Raw genomic sequence first — 15258 nt, forward strand, 5'->3', positions numbered from 1 at the left:
CTCTCCCCCAGGACCTGCCCGGCGAGTGCGTCTGGAACAAGAGTTGCCGCCGCCACGGCCACATCGAAACCCCGTGATCCGGAGTACTGGACAAAAGACCAGTTCACAGGCCGTCCCCGGCTTTCCGGTCCGGAACTCCGGCCGTTAGGGTCACCTCATGAGCACTGGTGACCCGCGCGGGGCGTTCATGGAGCGGTTCACGCTTCTGTACGCGGAGGCGGGTGACCCACCGCTGAAGCGGGTGGCGGAGACGATCGCCAGGGCCCGCCGGGTCGACGCGGACGGCAGGCCGGTGCGCGTCACCGTCCAGCGGCTCAGCGACTGGCGGCGCGGGCGCAGCGTCCCGGCGCGGTTCCCCGGGCTCGCCGCCGTGCTGGAGATCCTCATCGGCGAGGCGCGCAAGCGGCGGTCCGCTCCTCGCGTCCCGGGTTTGTACGACCTGAGCTCCTGGCGCTCCCTGTGGGAAGTGGCGGTGGCGGGCACCGCGCGCACCGAACCGGACATCAATGTGTGCCCCTATCGCGGACTGGCGTCTTTCCGCCAGGAAGACTCGGATTGGTACTTCGGCCGGGAAGAGGCCACCCAGGACCTTTTCCGCATGGTGGAGACCGCTCGCGAGAACGGCGGGATCGTCATGGTCGTCGGCGCTTCCGGGGCGGGCAAGTCCTCGCTCCTCAAAGCCGGACTGATGCCGATTCTCGGTGATTCCGCCGAGTACGTGACGCCCGGTACCGAACTCGAACTGGCCGAGGCTCCCGTGCTCATCGTGGACCAGTTCGAGGAGCTGTTCACCCTCACCGCGGACCAGGACGCGCGGCAGGATTTCGTGGCGCGGCTGCGAAAGGCCAGCGAGGACGCCGTCGTCGTCATCGGAATCCGCGCGGACTTCTACGGCCACTGCCTGGCCCACCCGGAACTGGTGGAGGCGTTGCAGGATCGGCAGCTCGTTCTCGGGCCGATGGCGCAGAAGCAGCTCCGGGAAGCGATCACGGCGCCCGCCAAGGCCGTCGGACTGCACCTGGAGCCGGGTCTCGTCGAGGTGCTCCAGCGCGATCTCGGCACCGACGCCAGGGCGCTGCCGCTGTTGTCGCACGCGCTGCTCGGAACGTGGAAGCGCCGCCAGGGCAACCGCCTCACCATCGCCGGTTACCGGGCGACGGGCGGTATCCACGGCGCGGTCGCGGCCACCGCCGAGCGGGCGTGGACGCGGCTGGACGAGCCGGGGCAGCGGGCGGCGCGGGCGCTGCTGCTGCGGCTCGTGCGCATCGACAAGGACGGCAACGACACCCGCAGGCGGACCACGCGCGATGAGCTCACCGGCTGCGAGGCCGAGGCGGCGGCGCTGGAGAGCCTGGCGGCCTCGCGGCTGGTGACGCTGGACGCGGGTTCGGTGGAGATCACCCACGAGGCCCTGCTGCGGGCCTGGCCGAGGCTGCGGAACTGGCTCGACGAGGACCGCGAGGCGGTCCTGGCGCGGCAGCGGGTCGACGAGGACGCCGAGGCGTGGACCCGCGCCGGGCACGACCCCTCCCTGCTCTACCGGGGCGCGCGGCTGGCCACCGCGCGGGGGTGGGTGTCGGCGGACGCCGCGGAGGCGACGCGGGCTTTCCTCGCCCGGTCGGAGCGGCAGGACCGGCGGGTGCGGTGGGCGCGCCGGAGCGGGGTCGCGGTCGTCGTCGTGTTCGCGCTCATCGCCGCACTGTCCACCGTGGTCGTTCTCCAGCAGCGGGACGAGGCGCGGTACGACCAGCTGGTGTCGGCCGTCGAGCGGGTCACCGACACCGACCCCTCGCTGGCGGCCCGGCTCAACCTCGCGGCCGCCGCGCTGCGCCCGGAGGACAGCAGCGCCTACTCGCGGACGATCTCCGCCCAGCACGCGATGTTCACCACCAGGCTGGACGGCCACCGGGGCACGATCAGGGCGCTCACCACCAGCGGCGACGGCAGGCTCATCGCGACGGCGAGCGAGGACAAGACGGTCCGGCTCTGGGACGCCGTCACCCGCACCCCCCTCGGCGAGCCGCTGACCGGCCACGGTGACGCCGTCATGTCCGCCTCGCTCAGCCGGGACGGCCGCCTGCTCGCGACCGGTGGCGCGGACCGGGCGATCCGGTTGTGGGACGTCAGCGACCCGACCCGCGCACGCCTCCGAGGCGCACCCCTGCCCGCACACGCGGGGACCGTGCACTCGGTCGCGCTCTCCCCCGATGGCAAGACGCTGGTCAGCACGGCCGACATCACCAGGATCTGGGATCTGACGGGCCCGGTCCCGGTCTCCCGTGAGCTGTCGAGCCACGCCGACTCGATCCGGGCGGTGACCATCAGCCCGGACGGCCGCCTCCTCGCGAGCGCGAGCACGGACGGAACCGCGCGGCTGTGGGACCTCGCCACCGCCACCCCGCTCGGCAAACCGCTGGCCGGTCACACGGGCAGGCTGTGGTCGGTCGCGTTCAGCGCGGATTCGACGATGCTGGCGACGGGCAGCGACGACGAGACCGCGCGGCTGTGGGACACCCGCGAGTTCCGGCAGATCGGCCAGCCGCTCGGCGGCCACTCCAGCGCGGTGATGTCGCTGGCGTTCAGCCCCGACAACGGGCACCTCATCACGTCCAGTCCGGACAAGAAGCTGCGGCGGTGGGACATCAGCGATCCGCAGAAGCCCAGGGGTGAAGTGCTCGCGGGCAGCAGCGGCGTGGTGTACGCCGTCGCCACCCAGGCGAACGGCAACTCCCTGGTGACCGGCGGCGAGGACACCGCGCTGCGCTTCTGGGTCACGCCTCCCGGCCTGCTCGCCGGGCACAGCGCCAGCGTGCACACCTCGGCCTTCCGCTCGACGGACCACACGCTCGCCACGGCCGGTGAGGACCGGACGGTGCGCCTGTGGGACACGCGGGACCCGTTGCGCCCCAAGCCCTGGGGCCCGCCGCTCGTCGGCCACACGAGCGCCGTCCGGTCGGTGGCCTTCGTCCCGGGCGGCCGCATGCTCGCCAGCTGCGGCGATGACCGCAAGGTGGTGTTCTGGGACGTGACCGACCCCGCGAAGGCCACGATGGCCGGGCAGCTGGACGTCGGCACCGGCGACACCCTGTGGAAGGTCACGTTCAGCCCGGACGGGCTCGTGATGGCGACCGTGAACTACAGCAGGGAAGTGCGGCTGTGGGACACCAGCGACCTGCTGCGCCCCCGGCAGCTCGGCAGCGCGCACCCCGGAGCCGTGTGGGCCGAGTTCGCCCCGCAGGGCAGAACCCTGGTCACCGGCGGCCCTGACCGGACGGTGCGGTTGTGGGACGTCGCCGATCCCGCCGCGCCGAAGCAGCTCGGGCAGCCGCTCACCGACCACGCCGGGATCGTGTGGACGGGGGCGTTCAGCCCGGACGGCCGGTCACTGGCGACGTCGGGCAGCGACCGGACGATCCGGCTGTGGGACATCAGCGACCGCGCCCGCCCCCGGCCGGGCCGGGTGCTGACCAAGGACAACGAGACCACCACCGGGCTGGCGTTCAGCCCGGACGGCCGCCGCCTCGCCAGCTCCAGCTCGCACCGCACGGTCCGGCTCTGGGACCTGGCCACCGGCGACGGGCTCACCCTCACCGGCCACCACGACCTGATCTGGTCGGTCGCCTTCAGCCCGGACGGGCAGGGACTGGCCACGACCAGCTCCGACCGCTCGGTGCGGCTGTGGACGCTGGACGCGGCGCGGGTCACCGAGCGGGTGTGCGAGCAGGCCCGGGGAGTGCTCACCCCCGAGCTGTGGCGGCAGAACGTGCCACAACTCCCCTACACCGACCCCTGCGCACACTGACCGCCATCGAACCACCCGACCGCACCCGAGGTTGGGCGGTCTTCAAGTACCCCGCACCCCCCTCACAGCAGTCGCAAACCGCCCCCAACCCCGCCGCGCGCGCCAGGGTTAGCAGGTCTTGAAGACCGCCCGACGCTAGAGCCGGTCGCGCAGCCAGTCGGCGCACTCGGCGTCGGTGGCGAAGACCGCGAGCGGGAACGGCACCAGCTTGTTCATGCCCGCGACCCGCTGCGACTGCCACTCGACCTCCTCGGCCGCCACGACCGAGGCCCAGCCGACCACGAGGCCGCGCAGCCGGTCCGCGTGCTCGGTGGCCCATTCGACCTGCCGCTTCGCCGTGCCGGACTCGGTCCGGGACACGCCGGTGGTGGTGCTGATCAACCCGAAGCGCTCGCCCCGGTCGAGGTAGGAGCCGATGCGGTCCAGGGTGGCCTGCACGTCGGCCATGGACTGGCCGCCCGTCACGTGGTTGCGCAGGATCGGCCACCCGGACTCGTCCCAGGTCGTCGGCATGGTCAGCTCCTCAGCAGCAGGTCGGGGGTGATGGTGTCCTCCGGTGTCCTCGGGCGCACCATCAGCTCGGCCGTCTTGTCCGGCAGGGTGATCCGGCCGACCGGGGTGAAGCCGAACGCCGCGGCGCTGCGCACGGCGGCCGCGTTGGTGGCGTTGGGCTCGCCGATGATGCGCCTGCACTCCGGGTCGGCGGCGAAGAGCGCGTCGATGATCGCCGGGGCGACGTCCTCCATCAGCCCGGCGCCGATGCTGCCGGGGTCGACGGTCACGTGCACGCCGAGGTCGTGCGGGTGGTAGCGGTAGAACTCGCCGATCCGGTCCAGCGCGACGCGGTAGACCTGCGTGTACACCAACGGAATCCCGTTGCGGGAGAACAACAACGGGATGGTGTGGCTACCGGAGAGGTGTCTGCGGACCTTCTCCGACCACTCCTCGAGGGTCCAGGTCTGCTTCCAGAACCGGGCGATCGCGGGGTGGTGCATCCACCCGTGCACGATCGCGACGTCCGCGCTGTCCGGCTCGACGACGCGGACCGACCACGGAGGCGGCATGGTCGGCAGGGGCGGCGCGGGAACGGCGAGACCGGTCACGGCGCGGCCTCGGAGACCGCGGGCCTGCGCAGCGGCGAATCGGCTTCACCGCGCGGAAAAGCCATCAGCAGCCCGGTCTTCTCCGGCAGCTCGATGGTGTACTCGGACCGGAACCCGGCGGCTTCGAAGGCCCGCACGGACATGACGTTGTCCGCGTCGGGCTCGGCAACCACGCGGCGGCACTCGGGGTCCGCGGCGAACAACCCCAGGCAGGTGTCGCGCAGGATCGAGCGGCCCAGCTTCCGGTTGGTCTTCGCCTCGTCACCGATGGCGATGTGCACGCCGAGGTCGTGCTCCTCGTAGGAGTAGAACGGCCGGACCCGGTCCAGCGGCACGCGGTAGACCTGGAGGAACGCGACCGCGCCCATCGACTCCGACAGGGCGAGGACGGGCAGCGTGTGCAGGGCGTGCTTGGTCGCCCGGAAGGCGTGCACGACCTCGGCCCACTTCTGCCTCGGCCACGCCTCGTGCCACCACCGCTCGACGTGCGGCTCGTGCATCCACGCGTGGACCAGGTCGACGTCCGGCGAGCGGCGGCCGTCACCGGCGTCCGGCTCCGCCGCCCGGAACGTCCAGGTCCGGCTGGACACGGGCAGCGGCGGGGGTAAGCCCTCGATCACGACATCCTCCGTTACATACCTAGGCAAGGCTCGCCTACATTAGGAGAGCCTTACCCGTCGGTAGGTGACGGGGCGGTCACGAGTACCGCTCGAAACGCCCTACTGCTCCGGACGGCGGAACAGCGCGCAGAACATCGCGTCGGTGCCGTGCCGGTGCGGCCACAGCTGCACGTACGGCCCCTCGCCCAGCTCGGGCACGCCGGGGAAGTACTCCCGCGCGTCCACCACCTCGAACTTGGCCCGGCGGGCGGCGTCCACGGCGATGCCGACCGTCTCGGACAGGTGCGGCGAGCAGACCACGTAGCCGACCACACCACCCGGCCGGACCAGGCGGAACGCCGAGCGCAGCAGCTCGCGCTGGATCTTGGTCAGCCCGCCGACGTCCTCGGGCTTGCGGCGCCAGCGGGCTTCCGGGCGCCTGCGGAGCGCGCCCAGGCCGGTGCACGGGGCGTCCACCAGCACGCGGTCGAACGCGCCCTCCGGCAGGTCGGGCTCGCGGCCGTCGCCCACGTGCACCGTGACCGGAAGGCCCTCGGTGGCCTGGCGGACCAGCTTCGCGCGGTGCTCGGCCTGCTCGACGGCGTCGAGGGTGCCGCCCTGGATCGCCACCAGGGCGCCGAGCACGTTCGCCTTGCCGCCGGGACCGGCGCACAGGTCGAGCCAGCGCTCGTCGGTCCCGGTGACCGGGACGCGGCTGAGCGCGACCGCGACCAGCTGGCTGCCCTCGTCCTGCACGGCGGCCAGGTGCTGGCGGATGGGCTCCAGCTCACCGGGGTCACCGGAGTCCAGGTGCACGCCATAGGGCGAGTACGGGGCGGGCTCGCCGCCGGTGATCGCGGCGAGCTCGTCGGCGCTGATCTCGCCGGGCCGGGCGACCAGGTGCACACCGGGGCGGGCGTCGTCGGCGGCGAGGGCGTCGGCCAGCTCACCGTGGGCGCCGCCGAGCGCGTCGGCGAAGGACTGCGCGATCCACTTCGGGTGCGCCGTGCGCAGCGCCAGGTTGCCGATCGGGTCGGTCTCGGCGGACGGGGCGAGCTGCTCCACCCACGCCGCCTCGTCCTGCTGGGACACCTTGCGCAGCACGGCGTTGGCGAAGCCGCCCGCGCCGCCACCGGCCTCGACCCGGACCATGTCCACACTGGACGCGACGGCCGCGTGCGCGGGAATCCTGGTGCGCAGCAACTGGTACGCGCCCAACCGCAGCACGTCGAGCACTCGTCCGTCCACTTCGGACAGAGGGCGGTCGGCGCAGGCCGCGAGCACCGCGTCGAGCAGGCCCTGCGCCCGGCTGGTGCCGTAGCCCAGCTCGGTGGCCAGCGCCGCGTCCCGGCCGGTGATCTTGCGCTCCCGCAACAGCTTCGGCAGCACCAGGTTGGCGTAGGCGTCGCGTTCGCGCACCGCCCGCAGCGTCTCCAGCGCGGCCACCCGCGCCGGGTCCAGCTCGGGCGGGCGCCGCGGCGCCTCCGAGCGCCCACGCGGCGGCCCCGAGTTCCGCGAGCCGCCCCGCCTGCGTGGCTGGTTGAAAGTCATCCGAGTCGTTCTCCAGCTTCGATACGGCTGCCGCGGGCCCAGTCGGTGGCGGCCATCCTCTTCTTGCCCTGCGCCTGAACCTCGCCGAGTTGCACCGCGGTCGTCGCGGTCCCGACGAGCACGCGGCGCTTCTCCACGCGCAGCTCGCCCGGCGCCAGGCCAGTCTCGTCCGTCGGCAGCACCGGAGCCAACTTGAGCCGTTCCTCCCGGAACACCGCCCAGGCGCCGGGGTCCGGCGTCACCCCGCGCACCAGGCGGTCGACCGCGGCGGCGGGCGCGGTGAAGTCCACCCGCGCGTCGTCGACGGTGACCTTCGGGGCCAGGCTGACGCCCTCGGCGGGTTGTTCGACGGCCACCAGCGTGCCGTCCTCGATTCCGTCCACAGTGGACAACAGCAGGTCCGCACCGGAGACCGACAACCGCTCCAGCAGCTCGCCCGCGGTGTCCCGCTCGCGCACCTTCTCCGTCACCACACCGAAAACCGGCCCCGCGTCGAGCTCCCGCACGATGCGGAACGTGCTCGCGCCGGTGATCTCGTCGCCGTGCCGCACGGCGGCCTGCACCGGCGCCGCGCCGCGCCACGCGGGCAGCAGCGAGAAGTGCAGGTTGACCCACCCGTGCCTGGGGATGTCCAGCGACCGCTGCGGCAGCAGGGCGCCGTAGGCCACCACCGGGCAGCAGTCCGGCTCCAGCTCGGCGAGCCGGGCCAGGAACTCGGGGTCACCGGCCTTGGCGGGGGTCAGCACCTCGATGCCGTGCTCGTCGGCGAGCTCGCCCACCGGGGAGCGGCGCACCTTCTTGCCGCGACCGGCTGGCGCGTCCGGGCGGGTCACCACGGCAACCACCTCGTGCCGCGGCGAGTCGATCAGCGCGCGCAGCGAAGGCAGCGCGACCTCCGGGGTCCCGGCGAAGACCAGCCTCATCGCGCGCCCCCCTGGCCGAAGAACGGGTGCGGGCTCTCCTTGATCACGGGCACCCCACCATCGAACCACTCCGCCGCGCGGATCTCCCGCAGCGCCCGCTTCCGGGTCTCGGCGTCGAGCCGGTCGACGAAGAGCACCCCGTCGAGGTGATCGCTCTCGTGCTGGATGCACCGGGCCAGCAGGTCGCTGCCCTCCACCTCGATCGGCTCGCCGTGCATGTTCCAGCCCTTGGCCACCACGTGCAGGTGCCTGCGGCAGTCCCAGCTCATCCCCGGGATGGACAGGCAGCCCTCCGGCCCGTCCTGCTCCTCGTCGCCGACCACGTCGAAGGTGGGGTTGATCAGGTGCCCGGCGAACCCGTCGCAGTGGTAGGTGAACACCCGTTGGCTCACCCCGATCTGCGGGGCGGCGATCCCCGCGCCACCCTTGGCCTCCATGGTGTCCCAGAGGTCCCGCACGAGACCGCGCAGCTCCTTGTCGAAGTCCACCACCTCGGCGGCCCTGGTGCGCAGCACAGGATCGCCGAACAAGCGGACGGGCTGAACGGTCACGGGGCTCCTCTCAGAACGGGTCCCGTCAGTCTACGAAGCTGAACTCGACGCAACGGCGGTGGGCGGACCGGCCACTCCCCGGGTATGACGACTGCGACGAGGCTGCTCGCGGTGACGGAACGGAGCGTGCTGGTGACCGAACCCCCCGGCGACCGCGAACTGTGGCTGCGCTCGGCCAACGGTGACCGCGACGCCTTCGGTGAGCTGTTCGAACGGCACGCCGAGGCCGTGTGGAACCACGCGTACCGGCTGACCGGCTCGTGGGCCACCGCCGAGGACCTGGCCTCGAGCACGTTCCTGACCGCATGGCGCAAGTGCGGGGAGCTGGTCCTGGTCTCCGAGAGCGCGCTGCCCTGGCTGTTCACGGTGGCGGGCAACCTGGCCCGCACGGAGTCCCGCAGGCTGCGGCGCTTCCGGCGCGCGGTCGACCGGCTGCCGGAACCCGCGGCCGTGCGCGACCACGCCGACGGGGTCGCCCAGCGGGTGGACGACGACCGCAGGCTGCGCGAGGTGCTGGCCGCAGTCGCCCGGCTGCCCAGGGGTGAGCGCGAGGCCGTGCAGCTGTGCCTGCTCGGCGAACTGTCCTTCGCGGACGCCGCGACCGCGCTCGGCATCGCCGAGTCCAGCGTGCGCGCCCGCATCTTCCGCGCCAGAGCGAAACTGCGTGCCGTCCTCCCCGAGGGAGCCTCCCGATGAGCGACTTCGACCTGCCCCCGAAGCGCACGCTGCCGTTCGAGGTGCGCATGAGCATGCGCGGCAAGCTCAACGACGGGATGAACTCCCCGCGCCGCCCCCGCGTCTCCTTCGGCGCCCTGTTCGCCACCATGACCCTGGTCGCGGGCACCGCGGTGGGCGGCCCGCTGCTGTTCGGGGCGGCCGACGAGGGGCCGCTGCCCGGCGGTGAACCGAACTTCAACGAGAAGGACCACGAGCGGATCGTCGCGAGCATGGTCAAGCACAAGGACGCGGACCTGGACCGCTGCCGTCAGGCCGGTGGCGACCGGTTCGGCGACCGATCCCGTTGGCGCGCGGTGTTCCGGACATCCCAGAACGGCGGGGACGTCACCGCCATCCGCACCGATGGCAGGCCGCTGTTCTGCCACACCACCAGGACCCAGGTGCACCTGTTGCACTCTGATGTTCCCGACGCCACCAACGACCACGCCGTCCAGCTGCACGCCGTCTCCCGGTTCGGCTTCCTCGCGGGCAGCACGAGCCGCGACAGCGTGACGGTCACCGTGACCGCCGAGGAGTACTTGGTCCGCGACGGAGTCCCGAAAACGTCGTACCACAGGGAGGGAACGACCGTCGTCGACGGCCTCTTCGTGCTACCGACGTTGACGAGTCCGGGCGCACTTTCCTTGACCTCCAACGGGATGAGGCGGCACCGGGTGACCAAGCTCGGCCATCGCCGCCCCGCGCTGACCCCGGTCCTCACCGTCACCGACCGGCCGATCCGGGCGAACCGGGACTCCGCGCTCGGCCAGGAGCTGTCCGCGTGCGTCGCCGCCGCCGCGAACACCGGTCGTCCCGCCCCCGATCCGGAGTCGTGGGAACCCGCGTTGGCGCTGGACCTCGGAAAGCACGGCAGGACGCTGGTCGCCCGGTCCGGGGAGCAGATCGGCGTGTGCCGGACCGCGGGCGCGGCGCCGGGGTTCTGGTCCATCCCGCCCAGGGACCTGGACGAACAGCGGCCCGCGCCGTCGGCGGACCGCCCGGTGGTGCCGGGCTACCTCGGCACCCCGGAGCTGGAGATCAGCACGCGCGCCGGCCGGGTGCTGCCGGAGGTGACCAAGCTGACGCTGATCGACAAGAGGTCCGGCGAACGCCTGCCCACCGTGCTGGGCAACGGGATTTTCGTCGTCCAGCCCCTCGACCCGAGAACGGTCACCGGGGGCCGTGGCTCCTCCACCCTCAGCGGGCCGTTGCAGGCCGAGATCACCGAACGGACCCCGAAGGGCGGCGAGAGCACCAGAACGGTGGTGGTGACCTACCTCTGAGCAGGTCAAGCACACGAACGGGCGTCGGAGGCGAATGGTCCGGCGCCCGTCCTTCGCCGTACATCCCGAAGCGATGCTGTGGCTACCCCGAAGAAACCCTGGGGGGTGATCCTCAGGTGCCACTGAGAGTCCCTCAGCCATCCCCCGAAATGGTTGCGGGGTGATTCCGGGTAGTCCGGGAGTATTCCCTGATGGTTCCGAACGACGGCGCGCACAAGAGTTGGTCGTGTGATGGAACTGACCGTGCCGGCCGTGGTGCTGGCCGCGCTCGGCGCCTGCTGTTATGCGGGAGCGGCGCGGTTGCAGCACAGCGCCGTCCGTGCGGCGGGCACCGGCGAGACGCTGAAAATGGCCTCCCTGCTGGGTTTGCTGCGCGACCGGCGCTGGCTGCTCGGCCTGTCGCTGCTCGTCGGCGGCACCGCGCTGCACGCGGTCGCCGTCGCGATCGGTCCGCTGATCGTGGTGCAGCCGGTGGGGGTGCTCGCCCTGGTGCTCGCCGCCGTGCTCGACGCCCGCCAGTCCGGCGAATCCCTTACCCTGCAACGACTCGCGCCCGTCCTGACGGCGACGCTCGGCATGGGTGTGTTCGTCGTGCTCGCCGCGGGCAACACCGGCTCGGTGCTCGCGCCGCTCACCGCGGTCACCGACGCGCTGCTGATCAGCGCGGGCCTGCTCGCGGTGCTCGGCCTGCTCGGCGCGCTGAGCTCCGGCGGCCGCCGCTGCCTCGCCCTCGGTGTCGCGGGTGGTGTCTCCTATGGACTGATCTCGGTCCTCATTCGTCTTGTGTCCCAACGCTTCCAGCTCAGCGGCGAGGTCGATCCGCTCGCCCTGCTCGGCATTGTCGCCGCGCTGCTGGTCGGCGGCTGGTGCGTCCAGCAGGCCTACGCCAGCGGCCCGCCGCACATGGTGGTCGCCTGCCTGACCGTGGTCGATCCGCTCGTCGCGGTGGGAATGGGCGTCGGCCTGCTCGGCGAGGCCGCGGGCACCGGCCCGGCCATCGCCGTCCTCGAACTGGCCTGCGCGGCCGTCGCGCTCGCCGGAGTCACCCTGATCGCCTTGCGCGACAACAAGAACTCCGCACCACCGGGCGGGCCCGACAGCGGCGCTCCCGATCACGAGCGGGTGCTCGCCGCCGCTCACGCCACGTCACCCCTCACGGACAGGACCGAACCATGACCAGCAACCGTCCCCTGCGGATCGTCATCGGCGCCGACACCTTCCCGCCGGACGTCAACGGCGCGGCCAACTTCGCCCACCGGCTCGCGGTCGGCCTCGCCTCGGTCGGTCACGAGGTGCACGTGCTGTGCCCGGCGCCCGCCGCGGGCGCGCCCATGCTCGCCGGGGTGAACGCCGTCGACGGCATCACCGTGCACCACCTGAAGTCCTACCGCTGGCCGTTCTACGACGACTTCCGGTTCTCGGTGCCGTGGAAGGCGAAGGCGGAGACCGAGGAGCTGCTGTGGCAGATCCGCCCGGACCTGGTGCACGTGCAGGCGCACTTCGTCGTCGGCCGCGCGCTGTCGAAAACCGCGCCGGCGCTGGGAATTCCGCTCGTGGCCACCAACCACTTCATGCCGGAGAACCTCTTCGCCCACGCCAAGGTCCCGCGCTGGCTGCGCAGCACCGCCGCGAAGCTGGCGTGGCGCGACCTCGCCAAGGTCTTCGGCCGCGCGCAGATGGTCACCGCCCCGACGCCCAGAGCCGTGGAGCTGTTGCACGCCAACAAGCTCGGCCAGGAGGCGCTGGCGATCTCCTGCGGGATCGACATCGAGAAGTACCGGGGCGGCACGCCCGTCGCGCGGACCCCGGGCGCGGCCAAGACCGTGCTGTTCGTCGGCCGCCTCGACGAGGAGAAGCGCGTCGACGAGCTGCTGCGCGCGCTGGCGAAGCTGCCGGAGCACGTCGACGTCCGCGCGGAGATCGTCGGCGGCGGCAGCTGCGAGAAGTCCCTCGCCGACCTGGCGGGCAAGCTCGGCATCGCCGACCGCGTACGCTTCCTCGGCCGGATCAGCGACGAGGAGCTGGTGCAGGCGTACGCGCGCTGCGACCTGTTCTGCATGCCGGGCATCGCCGAACTGCAGAGCCTGGTCACGATGGAGGCGATGGCCGCGGGCAAGCCGGTGATCGCCGCCGACGCGATGGCCCTGCCGCACCTGGTGCGCCCCGGCCACAACGGCTGGTTGTTCCCGCCCGGCAACGTGCTCGTGCTCGCCGCGCGGCTGGCGCAGACCCTCGGCGACGAGGAGATGCTCCGCCGGATGGGCGCGGCCAGCGCGGACATGATCACCGAGCACGCGCTCGCCGCCACCCTGGAGCGCTTCGAGTCCCTGTACCGCAAGGTGATCGCGGACGCGCAGGGCAGGCTCCGCCTGGTGCCGAAGATCGAGGCGACGGAGCGCCCTGCCGACCTACCCCGCTCCGCGTGACCGCCCACCTCCGCCGCCCAGGTACGTAGGTCTTCAAGTACCCCCAACCCCACCTCAAATAGTCGCTAACCGCAGCAAACCCCTGACGTGCCACGGGGTTTGCTGCGGTTAGCGACGCCGGGAGCCGGGGTGGGGTGTACTTGAAGACGGGGGGACCCGCGCTGGGAGCCGGGGTCAGACGAGTTCGGGTGGGTCGAAGCGGACGCGGACGGGGTCGGGTTCCTTGCGCGCGGTGCGCACGCCCTGCGCCTCCGCCAACGCCGACGCCAGCACCCTGCCGTCGCGGCGCGGAACCCGGATCAGCGCGCGTTCCCGCTCCGCGAGGCCGTCCGCGCCCTCGGGGCCGAGCGGGACCGGGCCGAGCACCTCGGCCGATTCGGGCAGCCGCACCGTCTCCAGGAACTTCGCGACGGCATCGGGAGTGCCGTCGACCGTCCCCATGCGCACCGCGGGCGGGAAACCGAGCTCCTGCCGCCCGGCCAGCTCCTGGCGGGCGTGCCACACCGGGTCCCACCGGACCAGCGCCTGCACCGGGGCGAGCGCGGACTCCGCGATCACCACGACCTTCCCGCCATCGGAACCCGGCCGCACCAGTGCGGCCGCGGTGATCCACTTGCGGTACGCCTCCTCCGTGGCGCGCAGGTCGGCCCGGTTCAGCAACGCCCAGCCGTCCAGCAGCAGCGCCGCGCCGTAGCCGCCCTCCGCGACCGGCTCCGCCCCGGGGGTGGCCACCACGAGCGCGGGTTTGCCCGGCACCGTGGCCAGCACCTCGTCGGCCCCGGAGGTGCGGACGACGACGCCGGAGAACGCGCGCCCCAGCTCCTCCGCCGTCCGCTTGGCGCCGATCACCGCGGCACGCATGCGGCGCGATGAGCAGGCAGGGCAGACGAACGACGCCTCGCTGACGCCGCACCACCGGCACGCGGCCGGTCTCGGCTGGTCGTCCCGCGATCCCCCGGGCAGCGCCAACGGCCCGGCGCAGCGGCGACAGCGCGCGGGCTCGCGACAGTTCGCACAGGTCAGCGACGGCACGTAGCCCCGTCGTGGGACCTGGATCAGCACGGGGGCACCCGCTGCCAACGCTGAGCGCGCGGCGTCGAAGGCGATCGACGGCAGCCGGGCGCCGCGCGCGGCGGGATCACGGGCGAGCTGCGTATCGGTCTCCCCGATCGACGCCACCCTCGGCGCGGCCGCTCGGACCTGCTCGCGCGTGCCGATGATCTCGTGCGCCCACCCCGTGTCGACGAGCAGCTGCGCCTCGGTGGTGCGCGCGAAACCCGCCACGAGCAGTGCGGCTCCGTTGGCGTGCGCGCGCTGCGCGAGGACTTCACGGGCATGCGGATAGGGCGAGCGCTGTTCGGCGTGCAGATCGTCGCCGTCGTCCCAGATCACCAGCAGCCCCGGATCGTGCACGGGCGCGAACGCCGCGGCGCGAGTGCCGACGACCACGCGAACGGCTCCGCGCAGCACGGCGAGCCAACGCCGGTAGCGCTCAGCCGGGCCGAGATCGGCCGACAGCGCCACAACGCCTTCGGCGCCCATCAGTGCTTCGCAGGCCCTGTGCACACGGGTGAGGTCGCGGTGGTCGGGAACAACGATCACCGCGCCGCGCCCCGTCGAGGCGACCGTCGCCGCGGCTTCGGCGAGGCGGGCGGGCCAGTCCTCCCCCGGCAGCGCCTGCCACACCGCGTGCGCCGCCCGGCCCGCGAGCGCAGCCTCCAGGAATGCCTTGCCGCGCGGATAGCCGTGCCACACCTCGGCGGTGGGCGCCTCGGGCACGGGAGCGGGGGCGCGCGGCGGCTCGGCCTCCACCTTGGCGTGCCTCGGCGGGATCGCCAGCCGCAGCACGTCGATCATCATGCCCGCGCCCCGGTCGGCGACCGCGCGGGCCAGCTTCATGATCTCCGGCGCCAGCACGGGTTCCGCGGACACCACTCTGTCCAGATAGGACAGTCGCCCGCCGAACTCCGAGGACTCCACCCGCTCCAGGACGTAGCCGTCCACCAGCTGCCCGGCGAAGCGCACCCGCACCCGCGCCCCAGGGACCGCGGCGGCGTCGTCGTCGCTGGGCACCAGGTAGTCGAAGGGCCGGTCCAGGTGCGCCAGCGGCACGTCCACGCAGATTCGCGCGAACGGCAGCGACTCGGCGGGTTGGCGTTCCCCCTTGCGCTTCGCCCGCGGTTTCCCACCCGGTTTTCCAGCCACTCCGCTGGTGTACCAGAGACCACCCACGCCCGCCGCAACAAGGCCCTCCTACCCCGCACGCTAGTTGGCCGGTCTTCAAGTACCACCAACCCCCGTCA

At 72.7% G+C, this 15258-nt stretch carries 12 protein-coding genes; 5 read left to right on the plus strand and 7 right to left on the minus strand.

Annotated features, from left to right (window positions below):
• The first annotated feature begins 157 nt into the window (after positions 1 to 157).
• Positions 158 to 3802 (plus strand): nSTAND1 domain-containing NTPase, encoded by a 3645-nt coding sequence (locus NLX83_RS18255; protein ID WP_254236285.1) that lies wholly within the window; start codon positions 158 to 160, stop codon positions 3800 to 3802.
• Between the two features lie 135 nt (positions 3803 to 3937).
• On the opposite strand, the gene NLX83_RS18260 is transcribed toward NLX83_RS18255, so the two are convergent.
• From NLX83_RS18260 to def, 6 genes are all read right to left on the minus strand, one after another.
• Positions 3938 to 4315 (minus strand): hypothetical protein, encoded by a 378-nt coding sequence (locus NLX83_RS18260; protein ID WP_254236286.1) that lies wholly within the window; start codon positions 4313 to 4315, stop codon positions 3938 to 3940.
• A 2-nt stretch (positions 4316 to 4317) separates the two neighbouring features.
• Positions 4318 to 4905, minus strand: coding sequence for a GNAT family N-acetyltransferase (locus tag NLX83_RS18265; protein WP_254236287.1), 588 nt, complete (start codon positions 4903 to 4905; stop codon positions 4318 to 4320).
• Positions 4902 to 5525, minus strand: a complete 624-nt coding sequence (locus NLX83_RS18270; protein ID WP_254236288.1) for a GNAT family N-acetyltransferase — start codon at positions 5523 to 5525, stop codon at positions 4902 to 4904. Before NLX83_RS18270 ends, NLX83_RS18265 begins: the two co-directional genes overlap by 4 nt.
• Before the next feature lie 99 nt (positions 5526 to 5624).
• Positions 5625 to 7055: an RsmB/NOP family class I SAM-dependent RNA methyltransferase gene (locus tag NLX83_RS18275; protein ID WP_254236289.1), complete on the minus strand. Its 1431-nt coding sequence runs from the start codon at positions 7053 to 7055 to the stop codon at positions 5625 to 5627.
• Positions 7052 to 7978 (minus strand): methionyl-tRNA formyltransferase, encoded by a 927-nt coding sequence (gene fmt / locus NLX83_RS18280; protein ID WP_254236290.1) that lies wholly within the window; start codon positions 7976 to 7978, stop codon positions 7052 to 7054. The genes NLX83_RS18275 and fmt overlap by 4 nt, the downstream gene beginning before the upstream one ends.
• Entirely contained in the window at positions 7975 to 8529 is a 555-nt protein-coding gene (gene def, locus NLX83_RS18285; RefSeq protein WP_254236291.1) for a peptide deformylase, read from the minus strand. The genes fmt and def overlap by 4 nt, the downstream gene beginning before the upstream one ends.
• Before the next feature lie 84 nt (positions 8530 to 8613).
• Between def and NLX83_RS18290 the strand changes: the two genes are divergently transcribed.
• The 4 genes from NLX83_RS18290 (at position 8614) to NLX83_RS18305 (ending at position 12955) form a co-directional block, all read left to right on the plus strand.
• Positions 8614 to 9225, plus strand: a complete 612-nt coding sequence (locus NLX83_RS18290; RefSeq protein WP_254236292.1) for an RNA polymerase sigma factor — start codon at positions 8614 to 8616, stop codon at positions 9223 to 9225.
• Positions 9222 to 10529, plus strand: a complete 1308-nt coding sequence (locus tag NLX83_RS18295; RefSeq protein ID WP_254236293.1) for a hypothetical protein — start codon at positions 9222 to 9224, stop codon at positions 10527 to 10529. Before NLX83_RS18290 ends, NLX83_RS18295 begins: the two co-directional genes overlap by 4 nt.
• A gap of 231 nt (positions 10530 to 10760) precedes the next feature.
• Positions 10761 to 11705 carry a hypothetical protein gene (locus NLX83_RS18300; protein ID WP_254236294.1) on the plus strand — a complete coding sequence of 315 codons (945 nt, stop codon included), beginning with the start codon at positions 10761 to 10763 and terminating at the stop codon, positions 11703 to 11705.
• Positions 11702 to 12955, plus strand: coding sequence for a glycosyltransferase (locus NLX83_RS18305; RefSeq protein ID WP_254236295.1), 1254 nt, complete (start codon positions 11702 to 11704; stop codon positions 12953 to 12955). The genes NLX83_RS18300 and NLX83_RS18305 overlap by 4 nt, the downstream gene beginning before the upstream one ends.
• A 174-nt stretch (positions 12956 to 13129) precedes the next feature.
• Here NLX83_RS18305 and NLX83_RS18310 read toward each other — a convergent pair whose 3' ends face one another.
• Positions 13130 to 15160, minus strand: a complete 2031-nt coding sequence (locus NLX83_RS18310; RefSeq protein WP_254236296.1) for a primosomal protein N' — start codon at positions 15158 to 15160, stop codon at positions 13130 to 13132.
• Between the last annotated feature and the right edge of the window lie 98 nt (positions 15161 to 15258).

Origin of the sequence: Allokutzneria sp. A3M-2-11 16 (genome assembly GCF_024213555.1) — a bacterium.
Taxonomy (GTDB): domain Bacteria; phylum Actinomycetota; class Actinomycetes; order Mycobacteriales; family Pseudonocardiaceae; genus Allokutzneria.

Bases quoted from the DNA above. Each gene is read 5' to 3' on its own strand.
- NLX83_RS18255 (WP_254236285.1), top strand. From the start codon at position 158: ATGAGCACTGGTGACCCGCGCGGGGCGTTCATGGAGCGGTTCACGCTT.
- NLX83_RS18260 (WP_254236286.1), bottom strand. From the start codon at position 4,315: ATGCCGACGACCTGGGACGAGTCCGGGTGGCCGATCCTGCGCAACCAC.
- NLX83_RS18275 (WP_254236289.1), bottom strand. From the start codon at position 7,055: ATGACTTTCAACCAGCCACGCAGGCGGGGCGGCTCGCGGAACTCGGGG.
- fmt (WP_254236290.1), bottom strand. From the start codon at position 7,978: ATGAGGCTGGTCTTCGCCGGGACCCCGGAGGTCGCGCTGCCTTCGCTG.
- NLX83_RS18290 (WP_254236292.1), top strand. From the start codon at position 8,614: ATGACGACTGCGACGAGGCTGCTCGCGGTGACGGAACGGAGCGTGCTG.
- NLX83_RS18295 (WP_254236293.1), top strand. From the start codon at position 9,222: ATGAGCGACTTCGACCTGCCCCCGAAGCGCACGCTGCCGTTCGAGGTG.
- NLX83_RS18300 (WP_254236294.1), top strand. From the start codon at position 10,761: ATGGAACTGACCGTGCCGGCCGTGGTGCTGGCCGCGCTCGGCGCCTGC.
- NLX83_RS18305 (WP_254236295.1), top strand. From the start codon at position 11,702: ATGACCAGCAACCGTCCCCTGCGGATCGTCATCGGCGCCGACACCTTC.